This is a genomic window from Rhodococcus sp. YL-1 (assembly GCF_001942025.1).
Classification (GTDB): domain Bacteria; phylum Actinomycetota; class Actinomycetes; order Mycobacteriales; family Mycobacteriaceae; genus Rhodococcus_F; species Rhodococcus_F qingshengii.
The window spans coordinates 5,255,944-5,273,807 of record NZ_CP017299.1 but is presented as its reverse complement, the minus strand read 5'-3'; the positions used below and the strand labels follow the sequence as shown (position 1 = coordinate 5,273,807).

The following is a 17,864-nucleotide window of genomic DNA, read 5'->3' as shown; positions in this document are numbered from 1 at the left end:
TGAAAGTAGACACAGCGCCGGAATGCGAAGATGGTGGCACTGTTTTGTAGGCAATTTGCATAGTTGAACGACGAGTGGAGCGGACGTGAATCTCGACGCAGTGGATCTGGCTCTGTTGGACGCGATGAACAAGCACCCGAGAGCCGGTGCGTTGGAGCTTTCGCGTCAGGTCAAGGTTGCGCGGGCGACAGTGCAGGCGAGATTGAAAAGGATGGAAGATGCGGGCGTCATCGCCGGATACGCGCCGCACGTCAATTTGGCTGCAGCGGGTTTCGGAGTACAGGCATTCGTGACTTTGCAGATCGCCCAGGGGGCGCTCGACACCGTCACCGCGGAACTCGAGGCGATCCCCGGTGTGCTCGAAGCCTTTGCCACCACCGGCTCCGGCGACGTGCTGTGCCGGATTGCCGCTGCGTCGCACGAGGATTTGCAAGCGACGCTGCTCGAACTGAATCGGTCGGGGATAGCCACCCGGTCGACCAGCGTCATGGTTCTCTCGGTTGTGGTGCCGCTCCGGTCGATGCCCCTCCTGCAGACTCTGCAGTCGGAGCAGACAACCAAGGCCCCGGCGTACCGACGAGGCGGTCAGTCTCGCTGACGACCCGGAGCCCAGAATCCCAGAACGATCGCGGATACCCACATGATCGCAGCGAGCGTGAGTGCTCCTTGATCCATGCCTTTGATGAAGGCTTCACGGGCGAATTCGGCCAACTGGGCACCCTGCGGCCCGGCTGCTTCGGCGACGTGGAGAGCGGCGGCCAGAGAACCGGATACCGGCTCCTTGGCCGGTTCGGGTAGCAAGTCGACCGCGGGCTGGACGTGATTTCCGTAGCCGGCGGCGAGGATACTTCCCGCCAGTGCAACGCCGATGGCGGAGCCGATCTCACGGGTTGCGTCGTTGACTGCTGATGCAACACCCTGTTTGGAGTCCGGTGCGTTGGAGACGATGGCAGCAGTGGCGGGGGTTGTCGACAAACCCAATCCAATAGCGGCCACTACCAAGGGAACACAGACTTCGGCATAGGTCGAACTGGCGTCCAAGCGCGTCAAGAGCGCAATTCCGGTTCCGAGGAAGGCAACCCCGGTGGCGGTGAGGGCGCGAAGGCCGATACGCGGAATCAGCAGGGGAGCAACCACGGACAGCGCCATCACCGGCACGGCGATCGGCATGAGGGCGAGCGCCGATTGCAGGGGGGAGTAGTCGAGCACCAGTTGGAGATACTGCACGATCAGGAAGAACAAGCCGAAAGTCGCCAGGAATTGCAGGGTCAGTGACGCTGCGCCGCTGCCGAATGCACGATTGGCAAACAGTCTGACGTCCAGAAGTGGGTGGCGAGTGCGTAATTCGACCCAGCTGAAGATTGCTGTCATGGCAATTCCGCCGACCAGCAACGCGAGAACTACCGGATCGAGCCAACCACGGGCCGGCGCCTCGATCATCCCCAGGACGAACAGTCCGATCGAGCCGGCGATCAGCGCTGTACCAGGTAGATCGAGTGGAGTTGCCTCCGTGTCCTTCGACGTCACGATCGTGAACGACACCACGAGGATGAGGACCGAGACGACGGCCAGGCTGACGAAAATCGAATGCCAGGACCATTTTTCGAGGAGTAGCCCGGAGACGACGAGTCCGGCGATTGCACCGGACCCTGCGACGCCGGACCAGACTCCGACGGCGCGGGCACGCTGCGCCGGCGGGAAACCTGCAGTGAGTAGAGACAGCGTCGCCGGCATGACAAATGCGGCGCCGACGCCGGATATCACGCGGGAGACGATGACCCACGACGGTTCGTCCGCGAAGACCGGAATCGACGAGCCGGCAGCAAAAACGAGTAGTCCGAACATGAGCAGTTCTCGTCGACCGTATCGATCGCCGAGTGCGCCCGCCGGCAACAAGAGACAAGCCAGCGTGAGCGTGTACCCGTCCACGATCCACGTGAGCTGGCTCTGTGTTGCACCGGTATCGCGGGCCAAGTCGGGAAGGGCCGTGTTGAGAGCGGCCATCGCTGCGACGACCAGCGCGACGGCGCAGCACGCGACCGTCAGCATCCAGATCTGTCGGATGGTCCACGTGGACTGTTCGAGCGTCGTATCGCTACTCACGAAACCTCCCGATAGAAACAAGACCATCAGTATCGTTACAAGAACAGCAGTTCCACAACCCCCAAGTGGGTATAACTGAAGTTGTGACGGTGGGAATCGACAAGCAGGGAATCGAACAGCAGGGAAACGACGAGGACCCGCGCAAACAGCGTTCCAGGTCCAGGTTGCTCGACGCAGCGACCACGCTGCTGGCAGAAGGCGGCGTCGACGCCGTGACGATCGATGCCGTCACCAAGTTGGCCAACGTCGCGCGTGCGACGCTGTACCGCCATTTCGACAGCGGCACGGAGTTACTCGCCGCGGCATTTGCACGTCTACTGCCGCCGGTGCCGGAGATGTCCGGTGAAGGCGATCTCCGCGCGCAGTTGCTCGAGTTGTTGACCAGTCAGGCCAAGGCCATCGAAAGCGCACCGATCCAGGTGACGGCGATGTGCTGGCTCGGCTTGGGGCCGGAACTGAAGGGTTATTCGAGCGTCGATGCCCTGTCCACGGACAAGCCCGAATTGCGATCGCTGCGCCAGACGGTTTTCGAGCAGTACCGACACGCGTTCGATCGGATCCTGCGCTCGCCGGACGCGATCGACGCGTTGGGGGAGTACGACTACGACGTCGCACTTGCTCAGTTGGTCGGACCTTTGGTGCTCACCAAGCTGGCCACGCTGACGCCTCTCGGGGAGGCTGCGTGTGAGCAGATCGTGGACGACTTTCTGGCTGCACGCGGAGTGTCGAGCTGAGAGCTCACGGCTCCAGATTGCGGCGTAGCACGTACTGCTCGAGCCTGTCGATGCCGCGCACTCGTCGCGGACGAAGGTGTCGCAGTTTGAAATTGGCGTCCGAGCCGAGCTGGGTGGCCAGCTCGGAGTCGATCAGCACAGTGCCGGGACGAGCAGAGCTGGTGAGACGCGCGGCCTTGTTGACCACCGAACCGTAGAGATCTCCGAAGCGAACCAACGTCGGCCCCATGGCCAGACCCACCCGAAGCTGCGGATCGTCGTGATCGGCGAGGACCGCCTGCTGGATCTGCAAAGCGATCTCGGCGGCGTGATGAGGACTCTCGGCGGCAAACATGACCTCGTCACCGACGGTCTTGACCACCCAGCCGTAGTTGCGACCGATGATTTCGGTGGACGCGGACTCGAACCGCTCGAGCAGATCGTTGAGTTCGGCGGAGTCGAGGCCGCGGGTCAGCGAGGTGTACCCGACGATGTCGGCGAAACCCACGACCAGAACACGACTCGCTACTTCTTCGCCCGGGTTTCCGACGTTGCGGCCCGTCGACGACGCGACGTGGCGCTTCCACACGTACGTCTGCAGAGATTCGACAGCGGGAATGATCTCGGCGCCGAGGCGCAGAACGATCTTCCGGATCGCTTCGGGCTCGTGATCTGCCGAGTCGGCGAGCTGGTCGATGATGTGTGTGCTGATCAGCGAGACCTGCCACTCAGCCAACCTCGACATCGACTGCCCCAGTGAACGGGCGGCAGCCACCTCACTGCTCTGCGAGATGACTCCTCGATTGACCATGTCGATGATCGTCTTGAGGGCGTTGGCGTCTTGCTGGGTGAACATGACGGCGTCGGGATCCTCGTCGACGGCAAAGCCCATCGCGACCCACAAACGATCGGCACGCTCGCGTGTCACACCGGCGAATTCCGCGATCTGCGATTGCGTGAAGCAGCGCGGTCCGCCGAGGAGGGACTCCTCGATGTCGGCTTGAATCCGGCTGAGCAGATGAGCATCGACGTCGACCGGATCAGCGGTGTGAGGTTCGGCAACGTGAGATTCAGCAGGGGCGGGTTCGGTGACCTCGTCGATCCACTCTGACTCCGAACTGCTCACCGTGCTCCTTATTGCCGCAACGAATTTCTGTCCACCATCTTCCACGCGGTGCCACGAGAACAGTACTGAATTGGCCGAACCGTCTACGGATCCTCGGGCTCAGGCGGGCGGTGAGAGTCAACACGTCGGTGGCTTGTGCAAGAGTTGCCCCGAGAAAAGCACTGTCGATACCGAAATGCACGAGATACTTCTGAAAGGACCTGCGCATGCCACCCCGTAGACGTTCCGGCGCTGCCGCATCAACGCCGGATCACCTCACTGCGGACAATCTGGCAGCGCTCGCCACGGCTGTCGCCGAAGGCAAGCGCGCCACCGTCTATCTGCGCGAGGCGACTCCCAGCTTGGGGATCGAAGCCGGTACCTCGGCGAAAGTCGTGTCGGTGGACGGCAACACCGTGATGATCCGCCCCAAAGGCGTCAACGACGAATTGCCTTTCGAGGCAGAGGAATTGCGCATAAACCGCGTCTCCGCGGCACCGGCCAAACCGGCGCCACGGCCCAAACCAGTTGTGGAGTCCGAGCCCCTGATGGAGCCACTCGTAGAGCCTGTTCGACCGAAGCCGCGTGCGCAGCCTGCACCCGCTCCGGTCCCGACTACCACTGCTGCCCCTGCCGCGACACCTCGTCCGGCCGTCAAGCGTGCGAAGAAACTGCCGGCCGGCATCAGCGTCACGATCCATGCGGGCGCGGACAACGACTGGAGCGTGACGGTCACACAGGGCGCCAAGCGTCCGGGCAAAGCAGTTCCGGTCGCACCCGATGCGGTCGAGCGAGCTGTCCGCGAGTTGGGTGAGCCCACCGCAATCGAGGCTGTCGAGTCCATCATCGTCGCTGCACGGGACATGGCTGCAGCGCGAGTCGACGAGTTGAGTCGTCAGCTCGAGGAGGCACGCAAGATGCTCGAAGCGCTCGGAGCTACCGACTAGAAACGCTGCGTAGGTCCGCACTTTCCGGGGTATGCGTTTTTTGCAGCGGGGAGATTACCGGCGGAGAGATTGTGATGTTGCAGCGAATTGTTTCGGCTCTGGCAGCGTTGGTCTTGGCACTCGGACTCGGGTTCATCGTCAGCAGCAACGCTGTTGCTGCACCCACGCCCATGGGTGGTGGTTCGGGCATCATCATCGACAATCAACTGGTCTGTACGTTGACCACTATCGGTCACGACAACGGCGGCAGACTCGTGGGTATCACCGCAGGTCACTGCGGTGGTCCTGGATCGTTCGTGATCCCGGAAAGCAACGAGGACGCAGGCGTGGTCGGCACGTTCGTCGAGTCGAACCCGGACCTGGACTACGGGGTCATCCAGTTCGATCCGGGCAAGGTCACACCAGTTCGAACGGTGGGCGCGGCAACCATCACCTCGATCGGCGCTCCGGCCAGCTTCCCGGCTACAGCCTGCAAGGAAGGCCGTACGACGGGCACGACCTGCGGCGTCGTCTGGGGAGACCTGAGCGCCGACGCATCCACCTGGACTCAGATCTGCGTCGACCACGGTGATTCGGGAGCCCCGGTCACGGTCGGGACGACGCTGGTCGCGATGGTCAACGCCTACCTCTGGGTGCCATGCCTGGGGCCGGAACTCGGCACCAACATGACCTCCATCGTGGACACGATCAATGCCCACGGAGGCGTCGGCGCCGGGTACCGGCCCATCTAGCAGCGGGCTGGGATCAGCCGCACACTGCTCCACCCGAGGCTGATCCCACGAGCTTGGAGTACTTGGCCAACACACCACGTGTGTAGCGAGGCGGCAACGGCTCCCAGCCCTTCTTGCGGGCTTCCAATTCGGAGTCGTCGACCAACAATTCGAGTTGTCCGGTACCCACGTCGAGTCGGATCTGATCGCCGTCGCGAACGAACGCGATGGGACCGCCGTCAACCGCCTCGGGCGCAACGTGTCCGACACACAGGCCGGTGGTGCCGCCCGAGAATCGTCCGTCCGTCAGCAGCAGGACGTCCTTGCCGAGACCCGCGCCCTTGATCGCGCCCGTGATGGCCAGCATCTCGCGCATGCCGGGACCACCCTTCGGGCCTTCGTAGCGGATGACGACAACGTCACCGCCGGTGATGGTGCCGTCCTCGAGAGCATCCATCGCGGCGCGCTCGCGTTCGAAAACCCGTGCAGTGCCGACGAATACATCAGACTCGAATCCTGCCGACTTGACCACCGCGCCGCCGGGCGCGAGTGACCCCTTCAAGATCGTGATGCCTCCGGTGGGGTGAATGGGCTTGTTCATCGCCCGCAGGACCTTGCCGTCCGGATCGGGCGGGGTGATGTGCGCGAGATTCTCCGCCACGGTCTTACCGGTGACGGTCAGGCAATCTCCGTGCATGAGTCCCGCGTCGAGCAATGCCTTCATGATCACGGGGACGCCGCCGATACGGTCGACGTCCGTCATGACGTGCTTTCCGAAAGGCTTGACGTCGGCGAGGTGCGGGACCTTCGCGCCGACGCGAGCGAAGTCGTCGAGCGTCAGGGGGACGTACGCTTCGTGCGCGATCGCGAGGAGATGGAGCACCGCATTGGTGGATCCGCCGAATGCCATGACTACTGCAATGGCGTTCTCGAACGCTTCCTTGGTGAGGATGTCCCTCGCGGTGATACCTCGACGCAGGAGTTCGACAACGGCTTTGCCGCTCTCGCGGGCGAAGCCGTCGCGGCGACGATCCGGTGCGGGCGGTGAAGCGCTGCCGGGCAGCGACATTCCCATGGCCTCGGCGGCGCTGGCCATCGTGTTTGCCGTGTACATGCCGCCGCACGCGCCTTCGCCCGGGCAGATCGCCCGTTCGATGGTGTCGACGTCGGCGCGGCTCATCAGCCCACGCGAGCAGGCGCCAACCGCCTCGAACGCGTCGATGACGGTGACTTCCCGCTCACTGCCGTCGGAAAGTTTGGCGACGCCGGGGAGGGTGGAGCCGGCGTAGAGGAACACGCTGGCGAGGTCGAGGCGGGCCGCCGCCATCATCATGCCGGGCAACGACTTGTCGCAGCCGGCGAGAAGGACCGATCCGTCGAGACGCTCGGCCTGCATGACGGTCTCGACGCTGTCCGCGATCACTTCACGGGAAACGAGGGAGAAGTGCATGCCCTCGTGCCCCATCGAAATGCCGTCGGAGACGGAGATAGTGCCGAATTCGAGAGGGAACCCGCCGGCTTCCCGTACGCCCTCCTTGACGGCCTTGGCCAGGCGATCGAGGGACAGGTTGCATGGCGTGATTTCGTTCCAGGACGAGGCGACGCCGATCTGCGACTTGACCCAGTCGTCGTCGCCCATTCCTACTGCACGCAACATGCCGCGCGCTGCGGTCTTTTCGAGTCCGTCGGTGACGTCACGACTTCTGGGCTTGATGTCGGGTTCGGTCATTTTCCAAGCATAGGCGTCAGCGGGGTGTGTTTCCGGCAGACGAGCGACTCGACTTGCCGACAAACGCCGTCCGTCGTGAATAGACTCGTCGCATCGGGTGTGGGTGACTTTCTTTGCCGCTCTGCTGATACTGCCCATCCTGTTCGGCGCGTTGATCGCAGGTTATTCCGCGTTCTCCGAGGTCGACGGGTCCGAGGCTCTGCTTCCGCCGGCGTTCTGGATCCTGATCGCGGCCGGGGGTGCACTCGGCGGTTACATCGGAGTCAAGGTCGGTGTGGTTCGAGGCTCGGCCCTCGATTACCGGTTGTAATCGGGATCGACTCGATCAAACTTCCAGAGAAGCGCAGGCGAAGCCTGGGTGAACATCCCGAAGCTCTCTTGAACGCCCGTTCAGGTGCGGGTTCACTCCTAGCGTGCACACGAATGCCTTCGATCGAATATCCAGACGTGGCCTGCTGCAGGGATCGGCGGCCCTCGCCGGCGCAGTAGGTCTTGGTGTCGCTTCGGCGAGCCACGCCGGTGCCGAGGTTCCGGGTGGCAGCCCGGGCTTCGCGCACGGCGTGGCATCCGGTGACCCGTTGCCGGATGCGGTGATCATCTGGACCCGCATCACCCCGACGGCAGACGCGACGCCCGGTTCCGGCGTCGGGCCGGCGGTGACTCTCAACTGGCAGGTCGCGACCGATGAGGGGTTCGCGAGCGTCGTTGCGTCCGGAAGTGTTGCTGCTTCGGCGGATTCCGATCACACCGCGAAGGTCGACGTCACCGGACTCGATTCGTCGACGGCGTACTGGTACCGATTCACTGCGGGTTCGGCTGTTTCTCCGGTGGGCCGCACCCGTACGGCTCCGTCGAACTCGGCAGATCTCGATCGTCTCCGCTTCGGCGTGGTGTCCTGCTCCAATTGGGAGGCGGGGTATTTCGGTGCCTATCGTCACCTCGCATTCCGCGAAGACCTCGACGCGATCATCCACCTCGGTGACTACATCTACGAGTACGGGCAGGGGGAGTACGGCGCGAGAAACGGATCCGTTCGCCTTCACGAGCCGGCCCACGAGATCATTTCGCTGGCCGACTACCGAATTCGGCACGCGCAGTACAAGACAGACCCGGATCTGGCAGCTCTGCACCTGAAGCTCCCGTTCATCACCACGTGGGACGATCACGAATCGGCCGACAACGCGTACCGGGACGGCGCCGAAAACCACACTCCCGGTGTCGAAGGTGACTGGGCAGATCGAAAGGCCAACTCGGCCAAGGCATATTTCGAGTGGATGCCCGTCCGCCCGTCGGGTAATGGTTCGAGCGTTCAGCTGTATCGTCGGTTCCGCTTCGGGAATCTGGCCGAGATCTCGATGCTCGATCTGCGTACCTACCGCGACGAGCAACCGACCATGAAGCAGGTCGACGATCCGTCGCGCACCATTACCGGACGCGCACAGATGGATTGGTTGACCAACGGAATCGTCACCTCCCCGACGCAGTGGAAGGTCGTCGGCAATCCGGTCATGATCACGCCCTGCGTGTTCCCGCCGCTGGAACCGGCGACCACCGCGGCGTTGACCGAACTGGTGGGTGTGCCGCAGGCCGGTGTCCCGTACAACACGGATCAGTGGGACGGGTACACCGCCGACCGCACCAGGCTTTTCGACGCGATCACCTCGAACGGTGTGGACAACACCGTCTTCATCACCGGTGACATCCACACGTCGTGGGCCTGCGACCTACCGACCAACGCCGCCAACTATCCGGGTGGGCCGACCGTCGGCGCCGAGTTCGTCGTCCCGTCGGTGACGTCGCCCAATATCGACGACATGCTGAAAGTGCCACCGCGCACGGTAACCGTTGCGGCAGAAGAAGCATTCAAGGCCGTGAACCGACACGTGCGGTACGTCGAACTGGATTCGCACGGCTACGGCGTATTCGAAATCGCCCGCGAAGGTACTCAGATGGACTGGTACTACGTCGACGATCTCACCAATCCGCAGAGCAATGCGCACTACGCCGTGAGCTACCGTCTTCCGGCAGGCGCGGGCAGTAGAGTCTCACCCACCTCGGCCGCCCTCGATCAGGCCTCGTACCGACCAGGAGTCGACCAGTGAGCATCGAAGTTTCGCGTCGTAGCGTTCTGATCGGCGGAAGTGTTGTCGCCGGAACGGCATTGCTCGGAACGCCCGCTCGCGCGAGTGTTCCCACCAGCGCCGGAATCCCAGACCTGGACGTGCATGTCATAGTCGTCGACGGCATGCGGCCGGACGAGCTGCGATCGGAGCTCACCCCGACGCTGACCGGGCTTGCGGCCGGCGGTATCCACTACCCGGACGCCAGTGCCATCACGATCGCAGAGACGCTGCCGAACCACACGGCGATGATGACGGGAGTGCTGCCGGCGCGTTCGGGTGTACCCGCCAACTCCGTCTACGATCCGGCCATCGACAAGAAGCGTGACCTCGATCGGCCTTCCGACCTGCAGGCATCGACGGTTCTGGATCGGGTGCGCACCGAACTCGGATTGACCACTGCGAGTGTGCTGTCGAAGCGCTACCTGCACGGGTTGTTCGGTGACCGCGCCTCATTGGTGTGGGATCCGCAGCCGCTCGTTCCCGGTACCGAGCATGCGCCGGACAACTTCACGATCGACGCCTTGATCCGTATCGTCGGCGGGAACTCGCCGCGGCTCTCGTTCACCAACCTCGGTGACGTCGATCGGGTCGGGCACCTGGATCTGTCCGGTCCGTCCATCCGGATCGCTCGCACGGCTGCACTTCAGAACACCGACAACCAGGTTCGCCGCTTCGTCGACTTCCTTCATGACACGGGTCGCTGGAATCGGAGCATTCTGATCGTGTTGGCCGACCACTCCATGGACTGGTCGGAGCCCGCGCGGCTCATCGGCTTGGATCGACCGCTGAACGCGGACCCGTTGCTGGCAGGCAAGATTCGAATCGCCCAGAACGGTGGCGCAGACCTGATCTACTTCATCGGACCCGATGGCGAACGGGCGGAAGCCGTCAGCCGGATTCAGCAGATCGTGGATGGTGTGGACGGCGTCGAATCCAGCCACCTCCCCGCCGAATTCGATCTCGGCACCAATGCCGGTGACGTCGTTGCGTTTTGCGCTCAGGGCTGGCGGTTCAGTGATCCGACTCCACTGTCCAACCCGATTCCCGGCAACCACGGCCATTTCGTGACACTGCCCATTCCGTTCTTCCTCAGCGGCGGGCATCCCGCTCTGGACGGTGGACGGAAGATCGACACGCAGGCTCGCACGATCGACGTCGCGCCGACGGTTGCGGCTCTGCTCGGCCTCGGTGCACCTGCCGGCGGCTGGGACGGCGTCGCCCGCACGACGGGTGTGTCGCTGAACGTCTAACGAGGATCGCGACCGGTCAGGGCAATCAGCTTGTCCTGCAACGACGCATCGTCCGGGAGGTCGACGGGATCGGAGAAGAGTCCGCTCTCGGCGAGCATGTCGCGCTGCCCGTCGAGGTCGGACCAGACGGCCTCGACGAGGTCTGGATCGAGTCGCTCGTCTGCTCCGACCGCTCGCGCGAGGTCCCAGGTGTGGATCGTGACGTCCGAGGTCTGCTGGCGCAGATAGGGTTCCACCTTCACCGTGCCGTACGAGAGGTGAACGTGGGCACTGAGGTCCGTCGATTTCCACGCTTTGATTGCGGCATCGGAGTACTTCTGCCATTCGGTCCACAGGTCGTCCCCGACGGGAACGATGTCCGGTGTCGCCTCGCCGACCGTCAGTCCGGCCAGGAGCGGCGGTACCCACTGCTGCTCCTCGATGACGTGGCGGACGAGGTGTTCAACGTGCCAGTCGGAGTCGGGCGTGGGTGCGTTCCAGTCCTCGACCGCAGCGAGTCGTGAACCGAATTCGCGGTGGGCGGTGAGTACGAGTTCGAGCCAATCGAATGCCATCACTCGAGGGTAACCCGATCAGCGTGACGTTAATCGGTGCGTGAGGCTTCGATTCGGTGAAGACTGTCGGGGTTGTCGCTCAGTCGAATCGAGGAGTTTTCATGACCGTCCCCACCGTCACTCTGGCCGAAGGTCTCACTGTCAGCGCCCAGGGATACGGCGCGATGTCCGTCGCCCCGGTCTACGGCCCGGTGGATCCGGCCGAGGCGCTCGCCACGCTGCACCATGCGGTGGACATCGGGATCACGTTCATCGACACCGCCAACGTGTACGGCGAGGGCTCGAGTGAGCGTGCGGTGGGAGAGCTTCTCAAAGACCGCCGGGACGAAGTGCAGTTGGCGACCAAGTTCGGTCTGGTCGGCAACATCGCCAACGGTCAGCGCGGGATCAACGGAGACCCGGCTTACGTGCCGCGGGCACTCGACGAGTCTCTGGGACGACTCGGCGTCGATCATGTCGACCTCTACTACTTGCACCGGGTCGACCCGAACGTGCCGATCGAAGACACCGTCGGCGCGATCGCGGAGCAGGTGAAGGCGGGCAAGGTCCGCAACATCGGACTGTCCGAGGCGACCGGCGATGAACTGCGTCGTGCGTACGGGGTACATCCGATCGCGGCGATCCAGTCGGAATGGAGCATCTGGAGCCGTGACGTCGAGAACAAGGTAGTACCCACCGCGGCGGAACTCGGAGTCGGGTTCGTGCCCTTTTCACCTGTGGGCCGAGGCTTCTTGGCGGGATCGTTCGATGCGGCGACGCTCAGTGACAACGACCTACGCCGACGCTTCCCCCGCTTCTCGGACTCCGCACTTCCCGCCAATCAGAAGGTTCTCGACGTGGTCCGCGCCGTCGGTGAGGAGCTCGGCGCGACGCCTGCACAGGTTTCCCTGGCATGGCTCGATGCCAAGGGCCGCCAGTACGGGTTGCCTTCCGTTTCGATTCCCGGCACTCGGTTCGCTGCACGAGTCACCGAAAACGCCGGAGCGTTGGACATCGTTTTGAGCGAAGACCAGATCGCTCGCCTCGACTCCCTCGCCGCGATCACCGAAGGCTTCCGTTCGGCCGATCTGAATTGGGTGTCTCAGGGCCGCGAATAATCATGTCCTGAGCCTTGCGAAAGACAGGAGTAACATACAGACCCGATGAAAAAAGTGTGGTTGGTCTGGGGTGTCGGTGTTTTTGCCTACGTGATCGCCGTGCTTCACCGCACTTCGTTCGGCGTCTCGGGTCTGTCTGCTGCTGATCGGTTCTCGATCTCGCCCAGCGTTCTGTCGAGCTTCGTCGTGCTGCAGATCGTCGTGTACGCCGGCATGCAGATTCCGGCGGGAGTCCTCCTCGACCGCTACGGTTCGCGGATCATGATCGCAGTCGGTGCGTTCATCATGATGTCCGCGCAGTTGGCTCTCGCCTTCACCGAATCGCTGCCCGTCGCGATCGGTGCACGTATTGCCGTCGGTGCCGGGGATGCACTCACCTTCATCTCGGTGTTGCGGTTGGTACCGCAGTGGTTCCCGCCCCGGCAGGTGCCGTTGGTCTCGCAGTTCACGGGCATCCTCGGTCAGCTGGGCCAGGTGATGTCTGCGCTTCCGTTCATGTTGCTGTTGTCCGGACCGGGCTGGACTTTTGCCTACGGCAGCGCTGCCGCTGTCGGACTGTTGGCGTTTGCGCTGGCGTTGAGTGTCATCCGCGACGCGCCTCCCGGTGCCGACGTGGTCGCCGTGCCGGCCGGCGCCAAGGAGATCGGGCGACAGATCAAGACGGTGTGGATGCGGCCCGGCACCCGACTCGGGTTCTTCAGCCACATGGGGACTCAGTTCTCGATCACGACGTTCGCGCTGCTGTGGGGTGTGCCGTACCTGAAATCGGCTCAAGGCCTCGACTCCACGACGGTCGGCTCGCTGCTGACGCTGTCAGTCATCTCGGCAATCGTGGCCGGCCCGATCCTCGGTATTCTCACCGGTCGCTATCCCATGCGTCGATCGTGGTTGGTTCTCACCATCATGGTGGCCAGCGCGCTCATGTGGACGATCGTGCTTTCACGAAGCGAACCGTCTCCGCTTTGGTTGTTGACGATCCTGGTGGTCGTCATCTCGGTGGGTGGGCCGGGTTCGGTGATCGGCTTCGACTACGCGCGCACATCCAATCCGAGTTCGGCGATGGGCACCGCCCAGGGCATGGTCAACATCGGGGGATTCCTCGCTTCCCTCATCGTGATTCAAGTGATGGGCGTCATCCTCGGGCACATGGGCGGGTACACGTTCGACGGATTCCGCGTCGCCTGGATGGTGCAATATCCGGTCTGGGTTCTCGGCATCGTCGGCGTGCTCGTCACCCGAGGCAAAGCCCGGCGCGCCCTCGCAGCAGAAGGCGTACACGTACGGCCGATTCGCGAAGTCATTCGTCGCAACAAATAACTCGATCGCATCGGGTAATTCATCCCCTGCGGGTGAGGTTCCCAAGCGTCCGAGCCACCAGGCTTGATGGATGAAAGACGCAATGAACATCGGACCGGTCGAGCTCGTGGTGCTGGCATTCCCAGGTTCAACTGTGGATCCTGAAGCTGTCGCCGCGCTGCAGAACGTGGTGGAACGAGGTTTTGTCACTCTGCTCGACCTCGTGTACATCGCCAAGGACGCGGACGGACAGGTGTCGCAGATCGACGTCGACGAAGATCTCACCGACATCGGACTGGCGATTCTGTCCATCGAAGCCAAGGCATTGATCAGTGACGAGGACCTGGACGTGGTCCGTGAGTCACTCGAACCAGGAACGTCAGCCGCAGTCATCGTCTACGAGCAGACGTGGGCGCGTGAGCTCGCGTCGACGGTTCGCGGTGGCGGCGGCGACGTAGTCCTTCACGTTCAGATACCGCGCGAGGTAGTCGTCGCAGCGGTCGAAGCAGCATTTCAGTAGCGACAATTACCCAAGGAGTTCGGCATGGTTTTTCGAGGTGGACGCAGAGGGCGGCCGGGGTTGCTCGGCACGGTGGCGCGCACGGCGGTAGTGGCTGGAACCGCAAAGGCGACGTCCAACGCCATGGATCGACGGAGTCAACGAAAGGCCAGCGAGCAGCAGCAGGAATATCAGCAGGAGTACCAGCAGCAACAGCCGCCGCCGCAGCAGCAGGTCGCCCCCGTGCAGTCCGTTCCCCCTTCAGGCGCGGACGATCTGGTCTCCAAGCTGCAGGAGTTGGGACAGCTTCATCAGTCCGGCGTGTTGACCGATGCCGAGTTCGCGGCGGCAAAGGCGCAGTTGCTGAGCTAGCCCTGCTGTTCTCTTCAATTGCGGCAATGCGCATTGCCGCAATTCGGCGTGAAAGGCTGACTTATGATCGACCCACGTGCGGCATCGGCCGCAATCGAAGCCGCGAACGCCCGAGTCGCCGAGACTCTACCGTTCTCCGACGACGCCGACTTCACCGAGGCGAAGCGGGGTTTCGTCGCCGCGCTCGATCCGGGGCTGGTTGCCGATTCGGACGGGAAAGTCCTGTGGAACAACGATTCCTACGCCTTCCTTGACGAGGACTGCCCGCCAACGGTCAATCCGAGCTTGTGGCGTCAGTCGAAGTTGGTCGCCAAGCAGGGACTCTTTGCGGTGACGGATTCGATCTATCAGATTCGCGGACTTGATCTGTCGAACATGACGTTGATCGAGGGAGATACCGGAATCATCGTCATCGATCCACTGATCTCCCGGGAAACCGCTGCTGCCGGGCTCGCGTTGTACCGGGAACACCGTGGTGATCGACCAGTAGTCGCGGTGATCTACACGCATTCGCACATCGACCACTTCGGCGGGGTCAAAGGTGTGACCACCGACGACGACGTCGCCGCCGGGCGATGCGTGATCGTCGCACCCACCGGGCTCGTGGAGCACGCGGTCGAGGAAAACGTCTATGCGGGAACGGCAATGGCTCGACGCGCGGCCTACATGTACGGGGCGGCCTTACCCCGAGGTCCCCGAGGTAGCGTCGGAGCCGGGTTGGGGCAGACCACCTCAACCGGCACACCGACGCTCATTTCGCCGACGGTGTCGATCTCGAAGACAGGTCACACGGAGACGATCGACGGCGTTCGGATCGAATTCCAGATGACGCCCGGAACCGAGGCCCCGTCCGAGATGAACTTCTACTTCCCGTATTTGCGCGCACTGTGTATGGCGGAGAACGCAACTCATACTCTCCACAACCTGCTCACGCTTCGCGGTGCCCTGGTACGAGATCCTCACGTCTGGTCTGCGTACCTGACGGAATCGATCAATCGTTACGCCTCACGATCCGACGTTCTGTTTGCGTCCCACCACTGGCCGACGTGGGGGACCGAACGGCTCACCGAGTTCCTGTCATTGCAGCGCGACCTCTACGGGTACCTTCACGATCAGACACTTCGTCGAATCAATCAGGGGTGGACCGGTCTCGAGATCGCCGAATCGATCGAGCTGCCAACTGCATTGGCGCAAGCGTGGCACACGCACGGGTACTACGGTTCCGTCAGTCACAACGTCAAAGCCATCTACCAGCGATACATGGGTTGGTTCGACGGTAACCCTGCGCATCTGTGGGAGCATCCACCCGTCGAATCGGCCAAGCGTCACGTGGAGTTCATGGGCGGATCAGCAGAAGTGTTACGGAAAGCTCGGGAATCGTACGAGCGCGGCGACTTTCGCTGGGTTGCGCAGGTGGTGAACTACGTGGTCTTCGCTGAACCGGACAACGTCGAGGCCAAGAATCTGCAGGCCGATACCTTCGAGCAACTCGGGTACGGCGCCGAGAACGGCACCTGGCGGAACTTCTACCTCACCGGTGCATACGAACTGCGCAACGGCTCAGTGGGGACGCCCACGGTTGCCGCGGCGCCCGACATCACCGCAGCGCTGTCGGTAAGTCAAGTCTTCGATGCAGTATCGCTGCGCGTGGATGGAGTGCGCGCAGCGGGCTCGCACATCGTCGTCGATTGGAACATCACTGACGAAAACATCGTTCACCGAACGGAACTCAGCAACGGAGTTCTGATCCATTTCGACGTGGAAGGTGGGTCTGCAGATGCTGGGTCTGTGGATGCGATGTTCAGTTTGAGTCGGCGCGACTTACTCGGTGTGCTGCTCGGTGGTGTGGACTTGGGTGCCGAGATTGCGAATGGAACCATCTCGGTTTCCGGCGACCCGGCGAAGCTCGCAGAACTTGCCGGATACCTCGACGAGCCGGATCCGAACTTTGCGATAGTCACTCCGACCTAGCGCTGTATCAGTCGTGAACGAGCCTGTACTTCAACAGGTCTCGAGTCGCGCACCTTTTTGAAGTTGTCCGTTTTGTCTCTGGTTCTCGAAAGTATGTTCGATTAAACTTTCGGCATGGATAGTCGGGGAGCGTGGCAGCTGGATGGTGAGGACCTCAAGAGTGAGGTTCTGGATCTGGTGCGTGTCCGGCACGAGTTGCAGTCGCGGTTGGTGTTGTTGATCGTGGAGATGTTTTCCCGTGAGGTTCTCGGTGGGAAGGGTTTTCGGGCGATCGCGCTGTGGTTGCATGGTTCGACGAATTTGGAGATCGGTGAGTGCAGTCTGCTGGTCGGGTTGGCGCGGTTGTTGATGCTCGAACCCGTGGTGGGCGATGCGTTTCATCGTGGTGACGTGGATGCGTTGAAGGCGCGGCAGGTGGCGTCGTTTTGTCAGCATCCACCGAAGAACATGACGCCGGCGGATGTGGACAAGGCTCGCGGGATTCTGTTGGGGTTGGCGTCGCAGAACATTGCCGATTGTGATGCGGTGCGGGCGGCGATTCGGCGGATCGAGAAGCAGTACGGCAAGCGCGAAGACGGGGTTCCGGTGGGTGAGGATTCGGAGCGTAACGAGTTCTACGCGTCGAAGGGCTTGTACGGGCGCGTGTCGGTGAAGGGTGATCTGGATGCGGTGAACGGGGCACGGTTGATCACGTTGTTGTCGAGTCTGTCGGCTCCGACGCCGGAGAAGGACGGTGTCAAAGACACCCGCACTCCGGCACTGCGGCGGGCGGACGGGTTCTGCGAATTGTTGCGCCGGTACGAGCGGGCGGGGTTGGGTCCGATCGAGGGCGGGGTCAAACCGCACATCACGGTGACTGCGTCTGCGAAAGACATGACGGACCTCAAAGCCTTGAAGGATCTACTGCCGTCGACTCAGGAACTGGGTTTCGCGTGGACGGATTGGGTAGGTCCGATCAGTATCGATACCGCGCGGATGTTGGCGTGCGACTGCACGGTAACGCGGATCCTCCTGGATGAGAACGGTGTTCCGCTCGACTGCGGCAAAGAAGCAAGGACCGCGACGGTACCCCAGCGGCGGGCGTTGGCGGTTCGTGATGGTGGGTGTGCGTTTCCGGGGTGCGGAACTCCGTCGGGGTGGTGCGATGCTCATCATATTGTTCACTGGAACGATGGTGGCCCAACAGATCTCGATAATCTGGTCTTGTTGTGCGGTCATCATCACCGGACGCTGCATCACACGGAGTGGCGGGTGGAGATCGGGCCCGATCGGAAATCGGTGTTCTATCCGCCGATGTCGATCGATCCGTATCAGCAGCCGATCGGCGGGAACAGCCCACCGACAGCGGCGTGAACCGCGACAACTGACGAATACGCCGGGGCACAACCATGCCCC

The 17,864-nt window shown here is 62.7% G+C and carries 17 protein-coding genes; 13 read left to right on the top strand and 4 right to left on the bottom strand.

All coding sequences use genetic code 11. The annotated features are described in order from the left end of the window. The first annotated feature begins 85 nt into the window (after positions 1-85). Positions 86-598 carry an Lrp/AsnC family transcriptional regulator gene (locus BH682_RS24445; protein WP_051649709.1) on the top strand — a complete coding sequence of 171 codons (513 nt, stop codon included), beginning with the start codon at positions 86-88 and terminating at the stop codon, positions 596-598. Here the strand turns inward: BH682_RS24445 and BH682_RS24440 are convergent. Beyond that, positions 586-2,130, bottom strand: coding sequence for an MFS transporter (locus tag BH682_RS24440; protein WP_058037678.1), 1,545 nt, complete (start codon positions 2,128-2,130; stop codon positions 586-588). The two genes, BH682_RS24445 and BH682_RS24440, sit on opposite strands and share 13 nt — an antisense overlap. 56 nt (positions 2,131-2,186) lie before the next feature. On the opposite strand from BH682_RS24440, the gene BH682_RS24435 reads away from it, so the two are divergent. Further along, positions 2,187-2,837 carry a TetR/AcrR family transcriptional regulator gene (locus tag BH682_RS24435; protein ID WP_030537009.1) on the top strand — a complete coding sequence of 217 codons (651 nt, stop codon included), beginning with the start codon at positions 2,187-2,189 and terminating at the stop codon, positions 2,835-2,837. 4 nt (positions 2,838-2,841) lie between these two features. Here the strand turns inward: BH682_RS24435 and BH682_RS24430 are convergent, their stop codons facing one another. Then, positions 2,842-3,942, bottom strand: a complete 1,101-nt coding sequence (locus BH682_RS24430) for an adenylate/guanylate cyclase domain-containing protein (RefSeq protein WP_007732623.1) — start codon at positions 3,940-3,942, stop codon at positions 2,842-2,844. A 206-nt stretch (positions 3,943-4,148) separates the two neighbouring features. On the opposite strand from BH682_RS24430, the gene BH682_RS24425 reads away from it, so the two are divergent. Together BH682_RS24425 and BH682_RS24420 are read left to right on the top strand one after the other, a co-directional pair. Further along, positions 4,149-4,868 carry a DUF6319 family protein gene (locus BH682_RS24425; RefSeq protein WP_003940205.1) on the top strand — a complete coding sequence of 240 codons (720 nt, stop codon included), beginning with the start codon at positions 4,149-4,151 and terminating at the stop codon, positions 4,866-4,868. 74 nt (positions 4,869-4,942) lie between these two features. Continuing rightward, positions 4,943-5,599, top strand: a complete 657-nt coding sequence (locus BH682_RS24420) for a S1 family peptidase (protein ID WP_007732621.1) — start codon at positions 4,943-4,945, stop codon at positions 5,597-5,599. A 13-nt stretch (positions 5,600-5,612) separates the two neighbouring features. Here BH682_RS24420 and ilvD read toward each other — a convergent pair whose 3' ends face one another. Then, the gene (ilvD, locus tag BH682_RS24415) at positions 5,613-7,307 is read right to left on the bottom strand and encodes a dihydroxy-acid dehydratase (RefSeq protein WP_003940201.1); all 1,695 of its coding nucleotides are present in this window, start codon (positions 7,305-7,307) and stop codon (positions 5,613-5,615) included. Between the two features lie 103 nt (positions 7,308-7,410). On the opposite strand from ilvD, the gene BH682_RS24410 reads away from it, so the two are divergent. The 3 genes from BH682_RS24410 (at position 7,411) to BH682_RS24400 (ending at position 10,680) form a co-directional block, all read left to right on the top strand. Next, positions 7,411-7,617, top strand: a complete 207-nt coding sequence (locus BH682_RS24410) for a hypothetical protein (RefSeq protein WP_223304509.1) — start codon at positions 7,411-7,413, stop codon at positions 7,615-7,617. A 103-nt stretch (positions 7,618-7,720) separates the two neighbouring features. Beyond that, complete coding sequence (locus BH682_RS24405) at positions 7,721-9,409, top strand: alkaline phosphatase D family protein (protein WP_075834393.1); 1,689 nt, start codon at positions 7,721-7,723, stop codon at positions 9,407-9,409. Then, positions 9,406-10,680 (top strand): alkaline phosphatase family protein, encoded by a 1,275-nt coding sequence (locus BH682_RS24400; RefSeq protein ID WP_007732611.1) that lies wholly within the window; start codon positions 9,406-9,408, stop codon positions 10,678-10,680. The genes BH682_RS24405 and BH682_RS24400 overlap by 4 nt, the downstream gene beginning before the upstream one ends. Here the strand turns inward: BH682_RS24400 and BH682_RS24395 are convergent. Next, positions 10,677-11,234 (bottom strand): TIGR03086 family metal-binding protein, encoded by a 558-nt coding sequence (locus BH682_RS24395; RefSeq protein ID WP_007732609.1) that lies wholly within the window; start codon positions 11,232-11,234, stop codon positions 10,677-10,679. The two genes, BH682_RS24400 and BH682_RS24395, sit on opposite strands and share 4 nt — an antisense overlap. 101 nt (positions 11,235-11,335) lie before the next feature. Between BH682_RS24395 and BH682_RS24390 the strand changes: the two genes are divergently transcribed. The 6 genes from BH682_RS24390 to BH682_RS24365 all read left to right on the top strand — a co-directional run bounded on the left by BH682_RS24390 (position 11,336) and on the right by BH682_RS24365 (position 17,822). Further along, positions 11,336-12,331: an aldo/keto reductase gene (locus BH682_RS24390; protein WP_042924858.1), complete on the top strand. Its 996-nt coding sequence runs from the start codon at positions 11,336-11,338 to the stop codon at positions 12,329-12,331. 45 nt (positions 12,332-12,376) lie between these two features. Next, positions 12,377-13,648: an MFS transporter gene (locus BH682_RS24385; protein ID WP_019745275.1), complete on the top strand. Its 1,272-nt coding sequence runs from the start codon at positions 12,377-12,379 to the stop codon at positions 13,646-13,648. Between the two features lie 70 nt (positions 13,649-13,718). After that, the gene (locus tag BH682_RS24380) at positions 13,719-14,147 is read left to right on the top strand and encodes a DUF6325 family protein (protein WP_075834391.1); all 429 of its coding nucleotides are present in this window, start codon (positions 13,719-13,721) and stop codon (positions 14,145-14,147) included. A gap of 24 nt (positions 14,148-14,171) precedes the next feature. After that, complete coding sequence (locus BH682_RS24375; RefSeq protein WP_003939954.1) at positions 14,172-14,498, top strand: SHOCT domain-containing protein; 327 nt, start codon at positions 14,172-14,174, stop codon at positions 14,496-14,498. Between the two features lie 63 nt (positions 14,499-14,561). Next, positions 14,562-16,469, top strand: coding sequence for an alkyl/aryl-sulfatase (locus BH682_RS24370; RefSeq protein WP_075834389.1), 1,908 nt, complete (start codon positions 14,562-14,564; stop codon positions 16,467-16,469). 114 nt (positions 16,470-16,583) lie between these two features. Further along, the gene (locus BH682_RS24365) at positions 16,584-17,822 is read left to right on the top strand and encodes an HNH endonuclease signature motif containing protein (protein WP_064074310.1); all 1,239 of its coding nucleotides are present in this window, start codon (positions 16,584-16,586) and stop codon (positions 17,820-17,822) included. The last annotated feature ends 42 nt before the right edge of the window (positions 17,823-17,864 follow it).